The organism is Peptoniphilus catoniae (assembly GCF_901447155.2).
Lineage (GTDB): Bacteria > Bacillota > Clostridia > Tissierellales > Peptoniphilaceae > Peptoniphilus_E > Peptoniphilus_E catoniae.
In genome coordinates, this window is sequence record NZ_LR588415.1 from 214,594 (window position 1) to 234,607 (window position 20,014).

27 protein-coding genes and 1 pseudogene are annotated in these 20,014 nt (G+C 31.6%); all 28 read left to right on the top strand.

Annotated features, from left to right (window positions below; genetic code table 11):
• Positions 1 to 40 precede the first annotated feature (40 nt).
• A complete protein-coding gene (locus tag PEPCATONIAE_RS05775) occupies positions 41 to 298 on the top strand; it encodes a metalloregulator ArsR/SmtB family transcription factor (RefSeq protein WP_036764702.1) in 258 nt (85 codons plus the stop codon).
• Between the two features lie 40 nt (positions 299 to 338).
• A complete protein-coding gene (locus PEPCATONIAE_RS05780; RefSeq protein ID WP_002838519.1) occupies positions 339 to 557 on the top strand; it encodes a DUF1648 domain-containing protein in 219 nt (72 codons plus the stop codon).
• Entirely contained in the window at positions 554 to 907 is a 354-nt protein-coding gene (locus PEPCATONIAE_RS05785) for a GntR family transcriptional regulator (protein WP_002838493.1), read from the top strand. The genes PEPCATONIAE_RS05780 and PEPCATONIAE_RS05785 overlap by 4 nt, the downstream gene beginning before the upstream one ends.
• A gap of 293 nt (positions 908 to 1,200) precedes the next feature.
• Positions 1,201 to 1,617, top strand: coding sequence for a sigma factor-like helix-turn-helix DNA-binding protein (locus tag PEPCATONIAE_RS05790; RefSeq protein WP_002838528.1), 417 nt, complete (start codon positions 1,201 to 1,203; stop codon positions 1,615 to 1,617).
• A gap of 86 nt (positions 1,618 to 1,703) precedes the next feature.
• Positions 1,704 to 2,099 carry a hypothetical protein gene (locus PEPCATONIAE_RS05795; protein WP_101560534.1) on the top strand — a complete coding sequence of 132 codons (396 nt, stop codon included), beginning with the start codon at positions 1,704 to 1,706 and terminating at the stop codon, positions 2,097 to 2,099.
• A gap of 294 nt (positions 2,100 to 2,393) precedes the next feature.
• The gene (gene mobQ / locus PEPCATONIAE_RS05800) at positions 2,394 to 4,034 is read left to right on the top strand and encodes a MobQ family relaxase (RefSeq protein ID WP_138160163.1); all 1,641 of its coding nucleotides are present in this window, start codon (positions 2,394 to 2,396) and stop codon (positions 4,032 to 4,034) included.
• An 81-nt stretch (positions 4,035 to 4,115) separates the two neighbouring features.
• Positions 4,116 to 4,862, top strand: coding sequence for a phage replisome organizer N-terminal domain-containing protein (locus tag PEPCATONIAE_RS05805; RefSeq protein WP_138160165.1), 747 nt, complete (start codon positions 4,116 to 4,118; stop codon positions 4,860 to 4,862).
• Between the two features lie 181 nt (positions 4,863 to 5,043).
• The gene (locus tag PEPCATONIAE_RS05810) at positions 5,044 to 5,367 is read left to right on the top strand and encodes a hypothetical protein (RefSeq protein ID WP_028078916.1); all 324 of its coding nucleotides are present in this window, start codon (positions 5,044 to 5,046) and stop codon (positions 5,365 to 5,367) included.
• A 73-nt stretch (positions 5,368 to 5,440) separates the two neighbouring features.
• Positions 5,441 to 6,430, top strand: coding sequence for an ORF6N domain-containing protein (locus PEPCATONIAE_RS05815; RefSeq protein WP_002838522.1), 990 nt, complete (start codon positions 5,441 to 5,443; stop codon positions 6,428 to 6,430).
• Positions 6,431 to 6,531: 101 nt separating this feature from the next.
• Positions 6,532 to 6,717 (top strand): transposon-encoded TnpW family protein, encoded by a 186-nt coding sequence (locus tag PEPCATONIAE_RS05820; RefSeq protein WP_131749327.1) that lies wholly within the window; start codon positions 6,532 to 6,534, stop codon positions 6,715 to 6,717.
• Positions 6,718 to 6,728: 11 nt separating this feature from the next.
• A pseudogene (locus tag PEPCATONIAE_RS05825) lies at positions 6,729 to 7,544 on the top strand (VirD4-like conjugal transfer protein, CD1115 family); the annotation flags it as partial.
• A gap of 18 nt (positions 7,545 to 7,562) precedes the next feature.
• A complete protein-coding gene (locus PEPCATONIAE_RS05830; protein ID WP_138160169.1) occupies positions 7,563 to 7,838 on the top strand; it encodes a hypothetical protein in 276 nt (91 codons plus the stop codon).
• Positions 7,839 to 8,026: 188 nt separating this feature from the next.
• Positions 8,027 to 8,338 carry a single-stranded DNA-binding protein gene (locus PEPCATONIAE_RS05835; RefSeq protein ID WP_002842311.1) on the top strand — a complete coding sequence of 104 codons (312 nt, stop codon included), beginning with the start codon at positions 8,027 to 8,029 and terminating at the stop codon, positions 8,336 to 8,338.
• Between the two features lies 1 nt (position 8,339).
• On the top strand, positions 8,340 to 8,498 hold the full coding sequence (locus tag PEPCATONIAE_RS05840; protein ID WP_002839972.1) for a Maff2 family mobile element protein: 159 nt from the start codon (positions 8,340 to 8,342) through the stop codon (positions 8,496 to 8,498).
• Between the two features lie 119 nt (positions 8,499 to 8,617).
• Complete coding sequence (locus tag PEPCATONIAE_RS05845; RefSeq protein WP_037612780.1) at positions 8,618 to 8,830, top strand: helix-turn-helix domain-containing protein; 213 nt, start codon at positions 8,618 to 8,620, stop codon at positions 8,828 to 8,830.
• A 19-nt stretch (positions 8,831 to 8,849) separates the two neighbouring features.
• The gene (locus tag PEPCATONIAE_RS05850) at positions 8,850 to 9,548 is read left to right on the top strand and encodes a response regulator transcription factor (protein ID WP_025271829.1); all 699 of its coding nucleotides are present in this window, start codon (positions 8,850 to 8,852) and stop codon (positions 9,546 to 9,548) included.
• Between the two features lie 3 nt (positions 9,549 to 9,551).
• On the top strand, positions 9,552 to 10,460 hold the full coding sequence (locus tag PEPCATONIAE_RS05855) for a sensor histidine kinase (RefSeq protein ID WP_138160171.1): 909 nt from the start codon (positions 9,552 to 9,554) through the stop codon (positions 10,458 to 10,460).
• A gap of 119 nt (positions 10,461 to 10,579) precedes the next feature.
• The gene (locus tag PEPCATONIAE_RS05860; protein WP_138160173.1) at positions 10,580 to 11,347 is read left to right on the top strand and encodes an ABC transporter permease; all 768 of its coding nucleotides are present in this window, start codon (positions 10,580 to 10,582) and stop codon (positions 11,345 to 11,347) included.
• 14 nt (positions 11,348 to 11,361) lie between these two features.
• The gene (locus PEPCATONIAE_RS05865) at positions 11,362 to 12,285 is read left to right on the top strand and encodes an ABC transporter ATP-binding protein (protein ID WP_138160175.1); all 924 of its coding nucleotides are present in this window, start codon (positions 11,362 to 11,364) and stop codon (positions 12,283 to 12,285) included.
• Entirely contained in the window at positions 12,278 to 13,009 is a 732-nt protein-coding gene (locus tag PEPCATONIAE_RS05870; protein ID WP_004835604.1) for an ABC transporter permease, read from the top strand. Before PEPCATONIAE_RS05865 ends, PEPCATONIAE_RS05870 begins: the two co-directional genes overlap by 8 nt.
• Entirely contained in the window at positions 13,010 to 13,741 is a 732-nt protein-coding gene (locus PEPCATONIAE_RS05875) for an ABC transporter permease (protein WP_138160177.1), read from the top strand.
• 125 nt (positions 13,742 to 13,866) lie between these two features.
• Positions 13,867 to 14,283, top strand: a complete 417-nt coding sequence (locus tag PEPCATONIAE_RS05880; protein ID WP_025271822.1) for a sigma-70 RNA polymerase sigma factor region 4 domain-containing protein — start codon at positions 13,867 to 13,869, stop codon at positions 14,281 to 14,283.
• 85 nt (positions 14,284 to 14,368) lie between these two features.
• A complete protein-coding gene (locus PEPCATONIAE_RS05885; RefSeq protein ID WP_138160179.1) occupies positions 14,369 to 14,698 on the top strand; it encodes a DUF3847 domain-containing protein in 330 nt (109 codons plus the stop codon).
• Between the two features lie 245 nt (positions 14,699 to 14,943).
• Positions 14,944 to 16,578, top strand: coding sequence for a MobQ family relaxase (gene mobQ, locus PEPCATONIAE_RS05890; protein WP_037612770.1), 1,635 nt, complete (start codon positions 14,944 to 14,946; stop codon positions 16,576 to 16,578).
• A 313-nt stretch (positions 16,579 to 16,891) separates the two neighbouring features.
• Positions 16,892 to 17,917, top strand: coding sequence for a PDDEXK nuclease domain-containing protein (locus PEPCATONIAE_RS05895; RefSeq protein ID WP_025271819.1), 1,026 nt, complete (start codon positions 16,892 to 16,894; stop codon positions 17,915 to 17,917).
• A gap of 84 nt (positions 17,918 to 18,001) precedes the next feature.
• Complete coding sequence (locus PEPCATONIAE_RS05900) at positions 18,002 to 18,766, top strand: replisome organizer (protein ID WP_138160181.1); 765 nt, start codon at positions 18,002 to 18,004, stop codon at positions 18,764 to 18,766.
• A 128-nt stretch (positions 18,767 to 18,894) separates the two neighbouring features.
• Positions 18,895 to 19,746 carry an ATP-binding protein gene (locus PEPCATONIAE_RS05905; RefSeq protein ID WP_116479660.1) on the top strand — a complete coding sequence of 284 codons (852 nt, stop codon included), beginning with the start codon at positions 18,895 to 18,897 and terminating at the stop codon, positions 19,744 to 19,746.
• Between the two features lie 61 nt (positions 19,747 to 19,807).
• Positions 19,808 to 20,011, top strand: a complete 204-nt coding sequence (locus PEPCATONIAE_RS05910; RefSeq protein ID WP_025271816.1) for a hypothetical protein — start codon at positions 19,808 to 19,810, stop codon at positions 20,009 to 20,011.
• Positions 20,012 to 20,014 lie beyond the last annotated feature (3 nt).

The following is a 20,014-nucleotide window of genomic DNA, read 5'->3' on the forward strand; positions in this document are numbered from 1 at the left end:
TTCAATATTAAGTTTATTTGCAATATTTCATGAGTAAAAGATGATAGATTTAGTTAGTATATTTGATTCCCTATCAAATCCCATTAGAATGGATATTTTATTAATTATTTCTAATAAAAATTTAACTGCTGGAGAAATAGCAAGTCATTTTAAATTAGAAAAAGCAACTATATCTTATCATCTATCTTTATTAAAAAAGAGTAAATTAATTACCGACAGTAGATATAAAAATTATATCTATTATTCAATTAATAGGGATACATTTGTAGAAGTTATAAGGTGGTTAGATAAATTTTAGGAAAATAGAAAGCTATTGACAAATAGAAAGGAGATTTGCCATGAAAAAAAGATTTTTGAAAGATGTATTAGTGCTGATAGGAATGATGTTTGTAATATTTATTATTTGCATATTTCTTCCAGAGAAAATTCCTGTTCATTTCAATGCAAAAGGAACCCCTGATATGTTTGCTAATAAATATTATCTTCTATTCGCTACAGTTATTCCATACTCTGCATATTGGAAATTTGTACGAGGAAGGAAAAATAAAAACGAATGAAAATATATCCATATTTACAAATTGCATCAGTGTTAAGAGCGACTATTTTAAGAGGAGATTATGCTCCGGGACAACAGATGCCACCTATAAGGGCTTTAGTACAGAGGGAGGGATGTAATCCTGCAACAGTTCAAAAAGCTTTAAAAGTTCTTGAGAAACAGGGACTAATTGTTAGTCGTGGAAGTAAAGGATATTTTGTTATTGAAAGTGATCAGAAAATAATTGAGTTAAGAAATCAGTATTCGAATACACTAACAAAAATGCTGTTGGAAAAACTATATGAGTTAGGATTTTCGGATACTGAGATAATCAAGATGTTTGAAGAATATGTTGCAACTAAAAATAAATGATTAGCATGGAAAAACTAATCTAAGAAGGGAGAAAGATTTGATTTATATAAGTTTTATGGAAGGATAAATAATGGGAACATCAAATTCTGTTATTAGCATAAGATATATTTATCCTTTTTTATGTTTGTAATTGCTTACACATAGCAATATCATTTTATCAAAACCAACAAAGTAGAAAATCATATAAAGTATTAGTTTTTAACCTAAGAGGACATTTTACGCCAAAGTGTAGAAGTCCTCCTTTTTTATTCTCAAAAAGCAAAAACAGAGAGCAGAAAAAGGAGGATAGCACAATGGGTAAAAAAGAATATCACATCTATGTTAGAGGGAAAGCTGTACCTGTAAGTGAAGAAGTATATAAAGCCTATTGGAAGATAACCGAGCATGAAAAATATCTTCAGAGAAAGGATTGGAAGTATGACGTGATTCCATTTTCAGCAATGGATTATGACGGACACTTTGTAGATAACATCATAGATGAAAGAATAGACTTAGAAAAAATTGTAGAGGTCAAAATGCAGATCGAAGAATTAAACAAGGCATTAGCTACACTCACAAAAAAAGAAAGAGAGCTGATAGAAGCCATTTTCTACAAAGAAGAAAGTCTCAGGTCGATTGGCAAAAAAGAAAAAGTAAGCTATCAAGCAATTGGGAAAAGGAGGGATAGGATTTTAGAAAAACTAAGAAAACTTTTAGAAGATAAATTCTAAAGAGATGGGAAAGGTTAAGTATCAAAGAAAGGTGCTTAGCCTTTCTTTGTTTGGAACACAACAATATTGAAATGGAGGAATGAAAAATGAAAGAGTTAGAAAATGTAATGAGCCAGTTGGAAAAAGAAACTAAGAAAAAAGAACAGGCGGAAAACAAAATCAAGCAACTAAGACAAAAGAAATCACAGCTAAAAAGAAAGGCGGACACGAAACGAAAAGTAGAAAAAGGAGGCGTGTTTGAGAAATTTGAAAAACAGATAACCGGAGCAGAAGAAAGTACCGACAATGATTTAATCTATGCCTTTTTAGATTATGTACTTTCCGATAATCGAAATAGAGAAAAGCTAAAAGAACTTACAGAAATTCATTTAAAAGAAAAAGAAATCTCTTTAGAAGAAAATCCAAATCTTAAAGAGGAAAATACAAATGATGATTTTGAAGAACTGGCAGAGGAAGAACAAGAAAAACAGAAAATGTATTAGAAACTAAGATGGAGCAAAGTGAGAAACATTTTAACACTTTGCTTTTTTGTGGATTTGAAAAATCTACAAAAAACAAAGTTCACAGGGGTCTAAGGGGGAGTAGCCCCCTTGAACAAATAAAAATGCTTTAGCGTTTTTGTTTCCTTAGCGGAGCTATAAGCTTTCCGCAGGAACGCAAAGCACCGTAGTCAAACGGTGTATCTTTGCGCCCTTTGAAAAAGGGAGTGAAGATACGACCTGAACATTAGGATAGTAAAATCCCAAAATTGAAAACAGATAAAGGAGGAAAAGACAATGGAAATCAAAAGTTTGCATACCCATGTAGATATTGTGGCAAGGTCAAAAGGGCATAGCGTGATTGCAAAAGCTGCATACAATGCAAGAGATAAATTACAAGATGAATACTATGGAAAAACACATGACTATTCTAAAAAAGAAGACCTTGTATTCTCAAAAATATTTCTGCCGGAACATATCCCGAAAGAGTTTTCAAACAGAGAATACCTATGGAATAGTGTTGAAAAAATAGAGAAAAGTAAAAATTCACAACTTGCAAGAAATCTGCTCTTTACACTTCCAAGAGAATTAAATGAACAGGACAGAATAAAATTAATCAGCGAATTTATAGAAGAAAACTTTACTTCTAAAGGTATGATAGCAGACTGTAATATTCATAATCCTATGGCAAGCGATCATGAAGAACAACCACACGCCCATATCCTACTTACCCTTAGAGAAATAGACGAAAAAGGGAATTGGAAACCGAAATGCAGAAAAGAATATATCCTTGATGAAAACGGAGAAAAGATAAAACTGAAAAGCGGAAACTATAAATCAAGAAAAGTAAATTTGAACGATTGGAACGAACCTGACAAAGCAAAAGAGTGGAGAGAAAACTTTTCAAAGAAAGCAAACGAATACTTGGCAAGAAACAACATAAATAAAAGGATAGATCCACGCACCTTTAAAGAACAAGGCAGAGAAGAACTCCCGCAAATTCATTTAGGCACAAGCAGTTATCAGATGGAGAAAAAAGGCATACAGACAGAGAGAGGAAACCAAAACAGAAAAATCATCGCCTTGAATTTAGAATTTAGAAAATTAAAAGAGGAGCTATCCAAACTTACATCTTGGATAGGCTCGTTACTTGGAAGTCTGCAAGTAAAATATGATGAATACAAACAGGAGAAAAAAGAAGAATATGAGAACAAGGCGGAACTCTTTAATCTCTATGAGTACATCAGTATTTATTATGACTTACAGGGAGAAAAAGCAAGAAAGTTAAATCCCTATGCAAGCAACAAAAAGATAGGTGCAGACCTAAGACGATTTTCCAAAGCAAGAATATATCTGAAAGATAACAATCTTAAAACCATAGCCGACCTACAAGAAAAGATAAGCACATTACAATCCCAAAATAAGAAGGTTAGTCAAGACATTAAGGCGAAAACCACAAGAATAGAAAACTTAAATAAATGCTTTGCCTATGCGGACATCATCAAGGATAACAAAAAAGTCTTTGAGGAATGGAACAGTAAATCCCTATTCAAAGACAGCTTTTACAATTCCCATAAAGATGAGATAGATAAATATAAAAGAGCAAGGGCAATTCTTGAAAAGATAACAGGCTCATCGGCTATTAAGATAAAGGACTGGAAAAAAGAAATCCAAAGCCTCGAAGATGAAATATCGAAACTCAACAGACAATCTCAATCAATCAAAGAGGAATACGAAAGTATTAACCATATCAAGTATGCCGTCAAGACAGTCAATGAGGATTATGGAATAGATTTATCCATTGAGATTGACAAGGCAATCAAGAGAGGAGAAAAACAAAGTGTCATTGCACAGATTAAGAAATATCAGGAGCAACAAGAAGCCTACGAAAAACGAAAGGAAAAGACAAAGAACTATTACAGGAATGAGGAAAGATGAAGTCCCAAAATGGGATAACATCGTAAATAAGATAAGCAGACGCACTGTTTCGGTACATAAGAGGAACGAAAGGAGAGAAAAATGGCAGATAACAGAAGATACTATTGGTTAAAGCTGAAAGAAGATTTTTTTACAGACAAGAGAATAAAAAGACTAAGAAGAATATCAGGAGGAGATACCTATACAATCATTTACCTCAAATTGCTTTTGCTTAGCCTAAAAGATAGTGGAAAACTGTATTATGACGGAGTAGAAACAGACTTTATCAAAGAGCTTGCCTTAACGATTGATGAAACAGAAGATGATGTAATGGTTACAGTGAACTATCTTATGGCACAAGGATTGATGGAGATAATCACAGAAAATGACGAGTATTTTTTAACAGAAATCCCAAGTCTTATAGGTTCAGGAACAGCGTCTACAAGGCGTTCGAGAAAATCGAGAGGACAAAAAGCGTTGCAATGCAACACTAATGCAACACATTGCAACCTTTTGCAACAAAATTGCAACGGAGATATAGAGAAAGAAATAGATATAGAGTTAGAAAAAGAGGGGGAGATAGAAAAAATATCCCCCGTTTTTTACGGAGAATATAAAAATGTTTCCTTAACAGATGAAGAATATGGAAAGTTAAAGGATAAAATGCAAGGTCATAGGGAGAAAATGATAGAAAAGCTTTCGACTTATATGCAAAGCACAGGAAGAAACTACAAAGACCATTATGCGACCTTAATTCATTGGTATGAACAAGATAAAGGGAAATTAAAGGAGTGCAGTAAATCAACAGTATATACCCTTGAAGATTATGACAAGGGAGAACATTTATAATCTCATATAAGACGGTGGAGAGGCTTTTTTAGAGCGTTAATGGTAAAAGAGGTATCAGAATATAGCTAAGTGTGAAAACATCATGTGAGGGCTTAAAATTGCAGTATGGAAAAATCATCGTATTTATGATAAAATGACAGTGATATGATAATAAACTCAGTTATAAAGAGAGGATATATAAATGCGAATTCAATTTACAGTAAACGATGAAGAACTGAAAATTTTAACTAAAAAAGTTATAGAGGGTAATTACCCAAGTATTAGTGAATATTGTAAGTGTAGCAGTTTACAAGAAAATACAAGTTATGTTGACTTATATAATACCTTACTAAATAAAATAAGCTTTTTGCCGAAAGACAAAGAATTTGTTTTACGAGAGTTAATAGCAACACCGCCGGCTTTGATTGGCAGATGGTTTTATGAAAATGTAAATAAGGGACTTGTGAAAAATGTAGAACACATCGGAAAAGCTGAAGGTGGAGTAGAAAAATATAAAAAGATATGAGACTTATTTCAAAAAGCTACGCAGTGCGTGGCGGATTGGAAAAGATATTTAGATAATTTTGGAGGTGCATTTCATGGCAGATGAAAATAAAGAGATAGTTATTGTAGATGATAAAACTATACAAGAAAAAATATATTTCATTCGTGGACAAAAAGTAATGCTTGATGCAGATTTAGCTGAAATATATGGTTATGAAACTAAAAACTTTAATAGACAGGTAAAAAATAATATTGAAAAGTTTGAAGGCGAAGATTTTATGTTTCAATTGACCGAGAATGAGTTTGAAAACTTGAGGTGCAAAAATTTCACCTCAAGTTGGGGCGGCTCAAGGTACCTACCAAATGCCTTTACGGAACAAGGTATTTATATGCTTATGACTGTATTAAGGGGAGAACTTGCGATTAGGCAAAGCAGAGCCTTAATTAGAACATTTAAGCAGATGAAAGACTTCATTATTGAAAATCAAGATTTTATCGGTTCAAAAGAATTAGTCCAAATAGCTATTCAAACCAACCAAAACACAAATGATATTGCAGAAATAAAATCTCAAATGGCTACTAAAGAAGATTTGAAAAAAGTAATGGATAATTTTATCGATCCGGACACTTACAAGCATTTCCTTTTGATGAATGGAGATAAGATTGAAGCGGATGTTGCCTATACAAAAATATATAAGTCAGCAAAGAAAAGCATTTATGTAATAGATAACTATATAGGCTTGAAAACCTTAGAATTATTAAGAGCTGCAAAAGACAATGTTGAAATTATAGTCTTTAGCGACAATGTGAAAAATAAAGATATGCTTACAAAAAACATCCTAAATGATTTTAGAAGAGATTATCCAAATATCAACTTAAAAATGAAGGTTGCAGGCAAAAAATATCACGATAGATATATTGCAATAGACTATGGAACAGAAAATGAAGCCTTTTATCTTTGCGGAGCTTCATCAAAGGACGCAGGAAATAAAATATCAAGTATTACCAAGATAGAAGAATCCTCTAAGGATATGTATCATACAATGTTTGGTGGAATGTTAAACAATAAGAATTTGAAAATTTAATATGCAGATAACAGAATAGACAGTTATATGAGCTTTAAGCAAGGCGGTAGAAGTAAAAATCTAATCGCCTTTTTTATTGAAACAAACAGGAGAAAAAATATATGCACGAAAATAAAAATGAACAGAATATAGGAACAAAAACTATCAAGAAAATTGGTAAAGCAACCTATGAGGTTGTTGTTCACTTTAATGAAAATGCAACAGAAACAATGCAAGACAAATTAAAACGCATAATTCTTAGAGAAATGGAGAGAGAAAAACATCAAAAAGTCGATAAAAATGATTAGAAAGTCCTTGACAAGTTGTTACAGGAAAAACTGCAAAGTCAATTCTAATATCTTGTGGAGCAAGACTTGCACCTTTTGACATAAGAGAGCTTAGAGAACTAATGAGCGAAGATGAATTAGAACTCGATAAAATTGGAGATAGAAAAACTGCTTTATTCGTAATAATATCAGATACTGACGATACTTTTAACTTTGTAGTCTCAATAATGTATTCCCAATTATTTAATCTACTATGTGATAAGGCAGATGATGTGTATGGTGGAAGACTTCCAGTTCATGTTAGGTGTCTACTTGATGAGTTTGCAAATATAGGTTTGATTCCTAAATTTGAAAAACTGATTGCAACCATTCGTTCAAGAGAAATATCAGCAAGTATAATTCTGCAAGCACAATCTCAATTAAAAGCAATTTATAAAGACCATGCAGATACGATAGTTGGTAACTGTGACTCAACACTCTTTTTAGGAGGAAAAGAAAAAACAACAGTAAAAGAATTATCTGAAACCTTAGGAAAAGAAACCATAGACCTATATAACACATCAGAAACAAGATCAAATCAAAAATCTTTTGGTCTAAATTACCAAAAAACTGGTAAGGAACTTATGAGCCAAGATGAAATAACTGTAATGGATGGCGGAAAGTGTATATACCAACTAAGAGGAGTAAGACCTTTCTTGTCTGATAAATTTGATATTACAAAGCATAAGAATTACAAGTTATTGGAAGATTATGATAAGAGAAACTTGTTTGATGTTGAAGAGTATCTAACAAATAGAGATAAGGTAAAGTTAAAATCTAGTCATAAGATAAATAGGTTAAACATTTGATTTTATGGAGAAAGCAAAATGTGTGAAAATAGAAAATCATCTTTAATTATATTAAATATAAACGGTGAGCAGTTTATTTTGGAAAGTGATACAGAACTCACAATGGATAAGAAAAATTATATTGAAGCAATATGTGAGACAATGTACAATAAAAGCAATGAATGGTATGAAGATATATATGATATGTCCCCATATGATATAGCTGAGCTATTTGAGAAAACAGTAAAGGACGAAGTAGGGATAAATGTTACATTTAAAGCGATAGACCTTGAAGTATCGATTTTAGAAGACTAGAAATAAAGTGTTGATAGGCGATAGAAATTAAAAATTCTATCGTCTTTTTTTATACTCAAAATTAGGAGGTTAAAATGGTAAGGATAAGAAGTCCCACTTAAAACAAATTAATATGAGACATTTAGCGATTGAAATATAAGTTCAGTCGCTTTTTTAATTGAAATTTATAGATTAAGGAGAAGAAATTAATGGATAGAGAAATGATAAATATTAATGCAAATTTAGTTAAGGAAGCTGAATTTTCAGAATTTGAAAAAGATGGAGAAAATGTTCAAGTAGCAAATTTTGCTCTTGTTAAAAAATATGGAAAGGGCAAAGAATATACAAATTGCTCAGTATATGGAGAAAAGGTAGAAATTGTAAAAGAATTTGAAAAAGGAGATCTAATTCATGTCTTTGGATATTTCAAAGAAAATAAAAAAGGAGATAAGGTCTACAAGAATTTTATAGTTAAATCACTAAACAAAATAGAAAATAAGAAAGAAAACGAGGAGGAATAATATGGAATTTTTTACAGCTGGAGTTGGAGTTTTAAAGACACTTGTAACTGCAATTGGTGCAGGTTTAGGAGCATGGGGAGTTATTAACTTAATGGAAGGTTATGGTAATGATAACCCTGGTGCTAAATCTCAAGGTATTAAGCAATTGATGGCGAAATAAAGACGGAATGACACAACAAAATCTCTAAAACAAAACAGATACTCAAATATAAATTGAATATAACCAATATTTATGGTATAATCCTTATAAATATAGTATTAAAAGAAAAGAGGATTAGTATGGCATTAAATTATAAACCGTTATGGATACAGTTAGCCAAAAAAGGCTTGAAGAAAACTGATGTAATAGCTATGGCAAATCTTACCACCAACGTTATGGCACAGATGGGAAAGAATAAGCCTATAACACTAAAAAACTTAGAAAAAATATGCAAGGCTTTAGATTGCACACCAAATGATGTATTTTCATTTGATGATGATTATATTGGATAAGTATATGGAGTTATGAGATATGAAAGAGATAATAATTATAGATGATGATATTGCGTTATGTAATTTAATTAAAAAATGTTTAAGCACAGACGGATATTCAGTAGATATTGCCAATAACGGATTGGATGGATATAAGAAAATCCGAAGTGCAAATAATCTGTGCTTGATTTTATTAGATATTATGCTTCCTGATTTTGATGGATTTCAAGTTTTGGATATGATAAGAGAAGAATACACTGTTCCAGTTTTAATGTTGACCGCAAAGTCCGATGATGATTCGAAAATTTATGGGCTTAAACAAGGTGCGGATGATTATCTAACGAAGCCGTTTAATATTAATGAACTTAAAGCAAGAGTTGAAGCTATGGTCAGAAGATTCACAGACTTTAATCAGAAAAGTACAGATCAGCTTAATGAAATCATAATAGAAGATATGAGAATAGATAAAGAGAATAGAACTGTAAAAATAAGTAATAACAGTATCGAATTAACAAGTAAAGAATTTGACTTGTTATATTTTCTCGCATCTAACAAAGGGAGAATTTTTACAAAAAAACAAATATATACGAATGTTTGGGAAGAAGATTATCTTTTTGATGATAGTAATATCATGTCCTTTATAAGTAAACTCCGAAAAAAAATAGAACCTAACCCTGAAGAACCGACCTATATTTTGACAGTAAGAGGCGTGGGTTACCGTTTTAGTAAGGGGGAATGATGTATGGATATAAAAAATATCATAATCTTGATACTTTTATGTGTGATCCTATATTTAGTAAAAAAGATCACGCATATAAAAAAGGAAATAGATAGGATTAGGGAGGTACTTGTTGATATCAAACATGGTGATTACAATCGCAGAATTTTAATTAAGAAAAATGAAACTACAGAAAAGATCTGTCATGATATAAATGAGATAACTCTACAAAGTCAGAACAAGCTAATAGAACAAAAGCAGTCAGAACAGGCGTATAAATCGCTTATGACAAGTTTGTCTCATGATGTGAAAACTCCTTTAGCATCTATGGTCGGGTATTTGGAAGCAGTGCAGGAGGGAATTGTTACGGGAGATGAGAAGGAAGATTATATAAAAATTTCTTTAAGTAAGGCACATTACTTGAAGGATTTTGTAGAAAAACTCTTTGATTGGGTAAAGTTGGATTCAGGAGAATGGAAGTTTTCTTTTGTAGATAAAGACCTGAATGAATTAACAAGAAATGTGATAAGCGACTGGATTCCTATTTTTGAAGAAAAACATATAAGTTATGAAATTGAAATTCCGGAACAGGAATTCTATATAAAGATAGATGAAAATGCCTATTTTAGGAGCTTAAACAATATTATAAACAATATTATTATTCACAGTAATTGTGATAGAGTACACTTGAAATTAGAAGAATCGGATACAAAAGCTACTTTGATGATTTTAGATAATGGAAATGGTATAAGTGAAAAGGACTTACCATATATATTTGATAGGATGTATCAGGCAGATAGTTCAAGATTAACAAAAGGATCGGGACTTGGCTTATCAATTGCTAAAGAATTGTTAAGAGTGAATAATGCCAAAATAAGGGTAAGTAGTATACCTAACATAAAAACTGTCTTTACTGTGGAGTTTGCAATGTAAGTAGCTGATTTAGAAAGCCCCTTTTGGGGCTTTTTTTATTGAAACAAGATAAAAACAAGGGTGTCGCAAGATTATGGCAAGGTTAATCATTTATAATATTTATTGTAAGGAGGTGCGATATGTTCTTGATAAAAGCTGAAATAAAAAAATGGAAGAGAAGTAAAATTTTGATAGGTATTATTATACTAACTGTTATCTTGAATTTGTTTGCAATTGAAAGAGCATTTTCAATTTCAAGAGAAAGTCCTATCATGGATAGTTTTGGAGACTTATATTGTTTAGCGTTTAAGAATATAACTTTTGTGTTCTTGCCAATCGTAATTGGAATGATTTCTACAATGTTATTTTTTGACGAAAGGAAGAATGACACTTTAAAGAATGTACTAATAACTTCGGTTAGTAGATTTGAAGTATTTTTTGCGAAATTTATTTTGATAGAATTACTGACTATATTTTTGATGGTATTAACATATATGTCATCAGTTTTGGGTGCAGTATTAAGTGCCGGATTCGTAGATTTTAATTTAATTACATTAAAAGAGGCAGCAATATTATATATGCTTGCAGCTTTATTAATTCCGATTGCAATGCTTCCGGTAATTTATATTGCTACTTTTTCTAAGAGTTATGTTTTACCTATTTCTATGTGCTTGCTTTATTTAGGAATTGGGATATTTGGAGCTTCGATATTAGTTCATATACATCCGCTGGCAAGTTTATTAGGGGTTTATCAAAATGTATCATCGGCTGCCAAAGAAATGGTAGAAAACAGTATAGGTGGATATTCGTTAAATGTATCGCAGTCTAGTTGTTTGTTACATATTTTAACAATTGGAACACTATTTTTTGTGTTCTCTATAAAATCTATGAAAAGACAAAATTATTAAGGAGAAAAAAGAAAATGAAAAACTATATTATTGAAACAAAGAATTTAACAAAAGTGTATGGAGAACAAAAGGCTGTAAATTCGGTAAATTTACACATTGAAAAAGGTTCTATATATGGGCTATTAGGACGAAATGGAGCAGGAAAGACCACTATTATGAAGATGATACTGGGACTTACTGATATTACGAATGGTGAAGTAAGTGTTTTTAACCAAAATATAAAAGGTAATGAGAAAAAGATTTATCCAAGAATTGGTGCGATTATTGAAACACCCGGATTTTATCCTAATCTTACAGGGACGGAGAATTTGGAAATATTTGCACTGCTTAGAGGAACGGCTTTCCCTGATGCGGTAAAAAATGCTTTAGAAGTAGTTGGCTTACCACATAAAGATAAGAAACTATTCGGAAATTACTCTTTAGGAATGAAGCAGAGACTTGGGATTGCTAATGCAATTTTACATGATCCAGAGGTTTTAATTTTAGATGAACCGACAAATGGCTTAGATCCCATTGGAATAGCGGAAGTTAGAAATTTTATAAAAGATTTAAGTGTAAAAAAAGGAAAGACAATTTTAATCTCCAGTCATATTTTATCTGAAATAACACTTCTCGCTGATACAGTTGGCATTATAGATAAAGGGGTTCTTTTAGAAGAAAGCAGCATGGAAGAATTAAATAAAAAAAATAGAAAGTATATTATGTTGGAAGTGTCTGATGTATCAAAGACGACTATTGTGTTGGAAAAAGAGTTCGGAATAACCAACTATTCTGTTGAAGATAATAATCATGTAAAGATATATAGTCACGGATTAGATATGGCAAAAATTAATAAGTCATTAGTTATGAATGGAATATCGGTGGCTTCATCACAAACCTGTAATGATTCTTTGGAAGATTACTTCAAGAAGATAACCGGAGGAGAGGGTATTGCTTAATTTAGTTAAAGTAGAGTTTCTTAAATTGAAAAGGAAAAAGATTGTTTGGATGATGTTTCTGGCAACACTCTTAATGCCATTGCTTGCCACTATATACTTTGGGAATATAGACCTTTCAGACAATGCAATGAAATATTTCAAATGGACAATCTTTAGTTATAATTTATGGCTGATTTTACCAATTATATTAGGAATATTTTCCACAATGATTGTGTCTATGGAGTATGAAAATGACACTTTTAAAGCATTATGGATTGTTCCGATACAAAAGACGAAGCTTTTAATTAGCAAATTTATAATTGTGTTTTTATATACTTTAGTCTTTATGGGTTTATCAATTCTCTTTACACTTCTTTTTGGAAGAATTATTCATCATATAGAGATGGATCACTTTTTGTTGATTTTTCTCATTAGAAAGTGTTTTGAGATTAGTGGACTTTTATCAGTTTCCATGCTGCCTATTTTATCTATCGCATTTTTAACAAAAAAATACATTTTACCGATTTGCATTACGATTGTTTATGCCTTTTCGGGATTTGTAATTTTAATGGTTAATATGTATATACACCCATTATCAAGCTCTACAGCAATTGTTTTGAGGGATGTCCCGGGAATAATATTAAATCAGGATATAAATATATTTTATTCTCTTCTTTGTATAGGGATATGGGTCGTCGGATTTACAATAGTTACAAAATTATTATTGAAAAGGAGAGGATGGTAAATGAAGACACTTTTATTAGCTGAATATAAAAAACTTCACAGATCAAAATTGATATTTTTGCTTGTATTTGCACTCATAATGACTTTGGGAGTTGTTTTTCTTCAAGGACAATTTACATTTAGTGGGGAAAAGTATATAGACACATTTGGATGGTATATTTTACAGGTGCATTCTTTGACCACATATTTTGTCTTGCCAAGTTTGATAGCATTGTTTGGAGGATATATTATTTGTCGTGAGGAACAAGAAGATGTACTGAAATCATTAAGGCTAATACCGATAGACGAGAGTAATATGATTACTGCAAAAATGATAATTACTCTATTAGGTAGTATTTTTGTTTATTTAATACTATTTACGGCATCCTTAATTATAGAAGCGGTATTGCATTTACACGCAGTAAATATGAGTGAAGTAGTTCACTATTTTGTTGTATATGTATTAACTGGAATAAGCGTTTTTATGGTAATATCTCCAATTATTGCACTTATTGGACTTGTTAAAAGGAGCTACTGGATAGCTCTGATTATCGCTGAGATATACTCTTTTGTGGGAATATTTTTTGCCTCAAAGGAAATTTTAAGAGCCATTTATCCAATATCATCTGTGTTTATTTTGTCAGGAGCGTATGAAACATCAGCGATAGAAATTATGATTAGTATAATTGTAAATACTTTTTGCTGTTTAATAGCGTATAAGATATTAAATAAAATAAGTATTAGTAAAAAGTAAATAAGAAAAACAGAAGAAATCAATCTGAATTATTTATAAGAGGACATTTTACGCCAAAGTGTAGAAGTCCTCCTTTTTTATTCTCAAAAAACCAAAACAGAGAAATAAAAAGGGAGGAACGCACAATGGACAAAAGAGAATACTATATTTATATCAGAGGGAAAGCCGTAGCCGTAAGTGAAGAAATCTACAAAGCTTATTGGAAGATAACAGAGCATGAAAAATATCTCCAAAGAAAAGATTGGAAGCATAATGTAATACCATTTTCAGCATTAGACCATGACGGACACTTTGTAGATAACATCATAGATGAAAAAATAGACTTAGAAAAAATCGTAGAAGTAAAAATGCAAATTGAAGAACTAAATAAAGCATTAGCTACACTGACAAAAGAAGAAAGAGAGTTAATGGAAGCCATCTTCTACAAAGAAGAAAGTTTAAGGTCAATTAGCAGAAGAGAGAAAGTTACACATCAAGCAATCAGTGGGAGGAGGGATAGAATTTTAGAAAAGTTGAGAAAATTTTTAGAAGATAAAATCTAAAAAATGATGAAAGGTTAAGTATCAAAGAAAGGTATTTAGCCTTTCTTTATGAGAACAGAAAAAGATTAGACGAAAGGAATGAAAAATGAAGAAAGAAAAAACATTACAGGAAGTACAAGAACAAATTTCTGAACTTCAGGAAGAAAAAGAAAAGTACGATGTAAAGCTGAAACAACTACAAAATCAAGGGAAGAAATTAGAAAAGTTGGCAAATGAAAAGGAACGAAAAAGAAGAAATCATAGGCTCATACAAAGGGGCTTGATAGTAGAAAGATTGGTTAAAAATCTTCTAATGTTTACTAACGATGAGGTAGAAGAATTACTTAAAGTTGCTACTCACACAGAAGAATACAGACAAGCCTATGAAGAAATGATAAATGGGAAAGATATAGAAGATGAAACAATCATCGAGTAGATAAAATAAAAAATCTTAGTTTTTTCAGAAGCTCCCTGCAAGGGCAAAAAGCACCGCAGGTCGCAAAGCACTCTTTAGGGTGTATAATTGCGCCCTTAGTAAACTAAGGGATTTTAGCAAGTCTTTGAAAATCCAAAACTTAATAAAAACATACGGATAAAGCAGATAGGAAAATATATAAAAAATAGCCTATCTGCTTTTTCATTTACATGAAAACAAACAAAAAATGAAAGGAGCTTATACCGATGGCAGAAACATTTCACTTTAGTATTTCCATGATAAGCAGAGGTAAGAGTAAATCGGCAGTTGCAAGTGCAGCATATATCTCTTGTGAAAAGATCAAAAATGAATGGGACGGAGAAGTCCACGACTACCATAATAAAAAGGGACTTTTACATTCGCAAATTTACTTGCCGGAGAACATACCAAAAGAATTACAAGACAGAAGTTTTTTATGGAACAGCGTGGAGCTAAATGAAAAGGCAAGCAATGCACAGCTTGCAAGAAACTTCATTATTGCTTTACCGAAAGAGTTATCCTTTGAGGAAAATAAGAAACTTATTACAGACTTCATACAAGAAAATTTTGTATCAAAAGGAATGATAGCAGACCTTGCAATACATGATAGAACAAGTGAAGATAACAACAATATCCATGCACATATTATGACTACCCTTAGACCAATCAATGAAAAAGGAGAGTGGCAAGCAAAATCAAAAAAAGAATATATCCTTGATGAAAACGGAGAAAAGGTAAAACTAAAAAGTGGGAACTACAAAACAAGAAAAGTAGAGCTGACAGACTGGAACGATAAAGGAAACGCAGAGAAATGGAGAGAGAATTTTGCAAGCCTTTGTAATCAGTATTTAGAAAAAAATCATCAGGAAAAAAGAGTAGATCATCGTTCCTACAAAAGACAAGGGATAGAAGAAATTCCAACCATTCATATGGGAGCAAGTGCCAGTGCATTAGAGAAAAAAGGAATAGAAACCGACAAAGGAAACATCAATAGAGAAATCAAAAAGCACAACTCCTTAGTAAAGGCTATTAAGAGCAAGATAAAAGAAATAACTTTTTGGATAGACTCTTTACTTGGAAATCTGCAAGCAAAATATGATGAGTATAAACAGGACAAGAAAGATGAACTGGAGAATAAAGCAGAACTCTTTAACCTCTATGAGTATATTTCTATCTACAACGAGATACAGGGAGAAAAAACAAAGAATTTATCATACTATGGACAGATAAAAAAGGGAAATGCAGACCTAAAGAGATTTGTAAAAGCAATCTACTATTTGAAAGATAATCATCTTCAAACCATAGCAGACCTACAAGGAAAAGTCTTTGAACTTGCAAAGCAAAGTAAAAAGATAAGCAGTGATATTCAAGAAAAAACACAAAGAATTAAAGACTTAAATCAATGTGTAAGTTGCATAGACTCTATAAAAGAAAACAAAAAAGTCTATCAGGAATATAAGAGCAAAACCATATTCAAAGACAGCTTTTATAATTCTCATAAAAAGGAAATAGATAAGTACCAAAGAGCAAGAAAGACTATAGAAAAATTTACTGGGACTTCAGCCATAAAATTAAATGATTGGCAAAAAGAAATTACAAAACTTGAAAAAGAAATAGAAGTCTTAAACAAAGATAAAATCAAAATTCAAGATGAATTTAAGCAGATAGACCATATCAAATATGCAGTAAAGATTGTCAATGATGAGTATGGCATAGATTTATCCATAGAGATAGACAAAGCAATTAAGAGAGGAGAAAAGCCAAGTGTAATTGCACAATTGAAAAAATTCCAAGAACAACAAGAAAAAAGAGATCAGTATAGACAAAAGGCAAAAGAAAAATATACGGAACAAGAAAGATGAAATCATAAAATAGGACAACCTTTAGTAGGGAGTGAGCAAATCATTTAGTACTACAAACTGACGCACTATTTCGTTGCATAAGGCTGCGTACCCATTTTGTGAACGCAGATATAAAGATGAGTCCCTGTTTCGGGGACACATATAACTAGTGTCGTGTTTCACGATGGCAGCTATATAAGGACTTCATATTTCAGGGTGTATTAACTATAAAGAGTGTCATAAATTACTACTTCCTTTAGCTGTATAATATTGAACACACTCAATATTTATGGTACAATTAGCAATATAGTATGATGAGTTAAGGAGTAAACTTATGAATAATTTAGTTGAAAATCTTCATGCAGATGTTTATGCAAATATAAAAAAACTAATGGATAATGCACGAACTGATGTAGCGAAGCAAGTTAATAATATATTAGTAAAAACTTATTGGGAAATAGGGAGAATTATTGTAGAAGATGAGCAAGGTCATTCAGATAGAGCTGAGTATGGGAAAACTCTACTGAAAGATTTGTCTAAAATGCTGACTAAAGAATTTGGGCGTGGATTTTCGGTTTCTAATCTACAGTTTATGAGGAGATTTTATCAAGAATATGAAATTCAACAGACACTGTCTGTTAAATTGAGTTGGTCGCATTATTGTGAGTTGTTGTCTATTGACGATATGAATAAGCGTAGTTTTTATGAGAAAGAAACGGTCAATGCAAATTGGTCTGTAAGGGAATTAAAAAGACAAATAAATACATCACTATTTGAGAGATTATTGCTATCAAGTGGAGATGAAAATAAAGAAAAAGTATTAGATTTAGCTCTAAAGGGAAACGAAATAGCTACGCCAAGTGATGTAATAAAAGATCCGTATGTATTTGAGTTTTTAGGACTACCTGAAGAAAAGCCAATGATGGAAAGTGATTTAGAAAAAGCACTTGTAACTCATATAGAAAAATTCTTATTGGAACTTGGTAAAGGCTTTATGTATGTTGGCTCACAACAAAGGGTAACACTTGGAAATACCCATTATTATGTTGATATGGTATTTTACAACAAGATACTCAGAAGCTATGTTTTGATTGAATTAAAAACAGGAAAGCTAATGCCAGAAGCAGTAGGACAGCTTAATATGTATCTTAACTACTATAAAGCAGAAGTTAATGACGAAATGGATAATGAACCTATTGGAATTATCCTTTGTGCGAACAAGGATAGCATACAGGCAGAATATGCACTTGGTAGCTTATCTAACCAGATATTTGCTTCTAAGTATACGCTATACATTCCAGACAGAGAACAATTAGAAGAACAGGTAGAAAGAGTAGTAAAAAAGTACAAGAAAAAATAATAGTAAAAATTACAGAAATATTTTAGAGAAGTAAAAGCAAAGGTGCCGATACTTCTCTTTTTATTTGAAGAAAGGTAGGAATAAATGGCAGATAAAAGAATGTTTTCATTGAAGATAGTGGATAGCGATTTATTTTTAGATATGCCACTAAGTAGCCAATGCCTATATTTTCATTTATCAATGAGGGCAGATGATGACGGCTTTGTGGATAATCCAAAGAAGATAATAAAGATCATAGGAGCAAATGACGATGATTTAAAAATCTTAATTACAAAAGGCTTTGTAATTGTCTTTGAAAGAGGAATTATAGTCATTACCCATTGGAAGATAAATAACTATATCCGAAATGATAGACGAAAAGAAACTTTGTATATCAAAGAAAAAGAATTCTTATCAGAAACAGAGAATGGAGCGTATATAAAGCTTGAAAATCTTGGTATGCCAAATGACAACCACTTGTCAACTAAAAGTCAACCAACTGACAACCAAGTGTCCGTCAATTGTCCGCATAGTATAGATAAGGGTAGATTAGATAAGATTAGTATAGATAAGGGGAGAGGAGAACAAGAAAACCAATCAGCCCCCTTTTCTTTTTACGGAGAATATCAAAATGTTCGATTAACTGACGAAGAATACCATAAGCTAAAGGATAAGCTTCAAGGTCATACCGATACCATGATTGAAAAGCTATCAAGGTATCTTAAAAGTAAAGGAACAGATTATAAAGACCACTATGTAACCATTCTTAATTGGTATGAACAGGATAAAGAAAAACTAACACAGAAAAACACTCAAAATGGAAGTTCTAAAACCTACTCAACCAACTATGAAGATAGCGATAGCCTATAAACATCATATAACAAGGTGGAAAGGTGTTTTTAGAGCATTAAAGCTAAAATAGGTATCAGAATACACCAAAGATAAAAAAACCTTAAAACGCATTTCACTAATTAACAGGGAAAAGGAGAATTAAAGTTATGAATAACAAAGAAAATCAAAATATGGTAACTACAAAAATACGAGGTACAGATTTTACCTACAACAAAGATACTCAGCATGAAAAGGACGGACATATCTATTGCAAGGCTTGTAATGAAATAATAGATGGCAAAGTAATTCAGATGTTGGATAAGCCTATGATTATCAGAACAACTTGTAAATGTGATAGAGATAGACAGGAACGAGAAAAACAAAGAGAAAAGCAAATAGAACAGGATAGGTTAAGACAAAACTGCTTTATATCCAAAAATCAAAAAGCATATACCTTTGAAAATGCTGATGAAGATACCGATAAAGAAATCATCAAAAAAGCTAAAAACTATGTAAAGCATTTTGAAGAAATGAGAAAGGACAATGTAGGCTTGCTTTTATATGGAAATGTAGGAAGTGGTAAGACCTATATAGCTTGTGCTATTTCCAATGCCATAATCACAGAGTATTCTTATACAGTTAAGATGAGAAATTTCGCACAGATACTAAATGACTTACAAAAAGGTGGCTTTAACCTTGATAGAAACGAATATATTGAGCAAATAACAAATCCAACCTTACTAATTCTTGATGATTTTGGGATAGAGAGAAATACAGAATATGCCTTAGAGCAAATCTACAATGTGATAAATGCAAGATACCTAAAGGCAAGACCGACCATTATAACTACAAACCTTAATTTTAAGGATATAGAGAAAGAACAGGAAGATATAATGCTTGGGAGGATTTATTCAAGGATAATAGAGATGTGTTTACCCCTTAGAGTTATAGGAGTGGACAGAAGAAAAATACAAAGTAAAGAAAAGCTGAAGAAAGCACAAAACTTAATAGATGAGTAGAGGCGATTAGAAAAGTAAAAAATTCTAATCGCTTTTTTAATTGCAAGGAAAGGAGCAATCGATGAAAAAAGAAAAGACAAAATATATTGTAAAACGAAACTATACAACACAAAGAACAGGAGCAGAAGCGTTTATCAAGCTGATTAAAAAAGACAACAACATTGAATATACACAATATAATATTGATAAAGATAAGAAAGTGTGCTATACTAAAGACAGTTTTAGAGAGGGTTGTGTCATTCCTAAAAATCCAAAGGAGGAATAGGAA

Bases quoted from the DNA above. Each gene is read 5' to 3' on its own strand.
- PEPCATONIAE_RS05775 (WP_036764702.1), top strand. From the start codon at position 41: ATGATAGATTTAGTTAGTATATTTGATTCCCTATCAAATCCCATTAGA.
- PEPCATONIAE_RS05780 (WP_002838519.1), top strand. From the start codon at position 339: ATGAAAAAAAGATTTTTGAAAGATGTATTAGTGCTGATAGGAATGATG.
- PEPCATONIAE_RS05785 (WP_002838493.1), top strand. From the start codon at position 554: ATGAAAATATATCCATATTTACAAATTGCATCAGTGTTAAGAGCGACT.
- PEPCATONIAE_RS05790 (WP_002838528.1), top strand. From the start codon at position 1,201: ATGGGTAAAAAAGAATATCACATCTATGTTAGAGGGAAAGCTGTACCT.
- PEPCATONIAE_RS05795 (WP_101560534.1), top strand. From the start codon at position 1,704: ATGAAAGAGTTAGAAAATGTAATGAGCCAGTTGGAAAAAGAAACTAAG.
- mobQ (WP_138160163.1), top strand. From the start codon at position 2,394: ATGGAAATCAAAAGTTTGCATACCCATGTAGATATTGTGGCAAGGTCA.
- PEPCATONIAE_RS05805 (WP_138160165.1), top strand. From the start codon at position 4,116: ATGGCAGATAACAGAAGATACTATTGGTTAAAGCTGAAAGAAGATTTT.
- PEPCATONIAE_RS05810 (WP_028078916.1), top strand. From the start codon at position 5,044: ATGCGAATTCAATTTACAGTAAACGATGAAGAACTGAAAATTTTAACT.
- PEPCATONIAE_RS05815 (WP_002838522.1), top strand. From the start codon at position 5,441: ATGGCAGATGAAAATAAAGAGATAGTTATTGTAGATGATAAAACTATA.
- PEPCATONIAE_RS05820 (WP_131749327.1), top strand. From the start codon at position 6,532: ATGCACGAAAATAAAAATGAACAGAATATAGGAACAAAAACTATCAAG.
- PEPCATONIAE_RS05830 (WP_138160169.1), top strand. From the start codon at position 7,563: ATGTGTGAAAATAGAAAATCATCTTTAATTATATTAAATATAAACGGT.
- PEPCATONIAE_RS05835 (WP_002842311.1), top strand. From the start codon at position 8,027: ATGGATAGAGAAATGATAAATATTAATGCAAATTTAGTTAAGGAAGCT.
- PEPCATONIAE_RS05840 (WP_002839972.1), top strand. From the start codon at position 8,340: ATGGAATTTTTTACAGCTGGAGTTGGAGTTTTAAAGACACTTGTAACT.
- PEPCATONIAE_RS05845 (WP_037612780.1), top strand. From the start codon at position 8,618: ATGGCATTAAATTATAAACCGTTATGGATACAGTTAGCCAAAAAAGGC.
- PEPCATONIAE_RS05850 (WP_025271829.1), top strand. From the start codon at position 8,850: ATGAAAGAGATAATAATTATAGATGATGATATTGCGTTATGTAATTTA.
- PEPCATONIAE_RS05855 (WP_138160171.1), top strand. From the start codon at position 9,552: ATGGATATAAAAAATATCATAATCTTGATACTTTTATGTGTGATCCTA.
- PEPCATONIAE_RS05860 (WP_138160173.1), top strand. From the start codon at position 10,580: ATGTTCTTGATAAAAGCTGAAATAAAAAAATGGAAGAGAAGTAAAATT.
- PEPCATONIAE_RS05865 (WP_138160175.1), top strand. From the start codon at position 11,362: ATGAAAAACTATATTATTGAAACAAAGAATTTAACAAAAGTGTATGGA.
- PEPCATONIAE_RS05875 (WP_138160177.1), top strand. From the start codon at position 13,010: ATGAAGACACTTTTATTAGCTGAATATAAAAAACTTCACAGATCAAAA.
- PEPCATONIAE_RS05880 (WP_025271822.1), top strand. From the start codon at position 13,867: ATGGACAAAAGAGAATACTATATTTATATCAGAGGGAAAGCCGTAGCC.
- PEPCATONIAE_RS05885 (WP_138160179.1), top strand. From the start codon at position 14,369: ATGAAGAAAGAAAAAACATTACAGGAAGTACAAGAACAAATTTCTGAA.
- mobQ (WP_037612770.1), top strand. From the start codon at position 14,944: ATGGCAGAAACATTTCACTTTAGTATTTCCATGATAAGCAGAGGTAAG.
- PEPCATONIAE_RS05895 (WP_025271819.1), top strand. From the start codon at position 16,892: ATGAATAATTTAGTTGAAAATCTTCATGCAGATGTTTATGCAAATATA.
- PEPCATONIAE_RS05900 (WP_138160181.1), top strand. From the start codon at position 18,002: ATGGCAGATAAAAGAATGTTTTCATTGAAGATAGTGGATAGCGATTTA.
- PEPCATONIAE_RS05905 (WP_116479660.1), top strand. From the start codon at position 18,895: ATGAATAACAAAGAAAATCAAAATATGGTAACTACAAAAATACGAGGT.
- PEPCATONIAE_RS05910 (WP_025271816.1), top strand. From the start codon at position 19,808: ATGAAAAAAGAAAAGACAAAATATATTGTAAAACGAAACTATACAACA.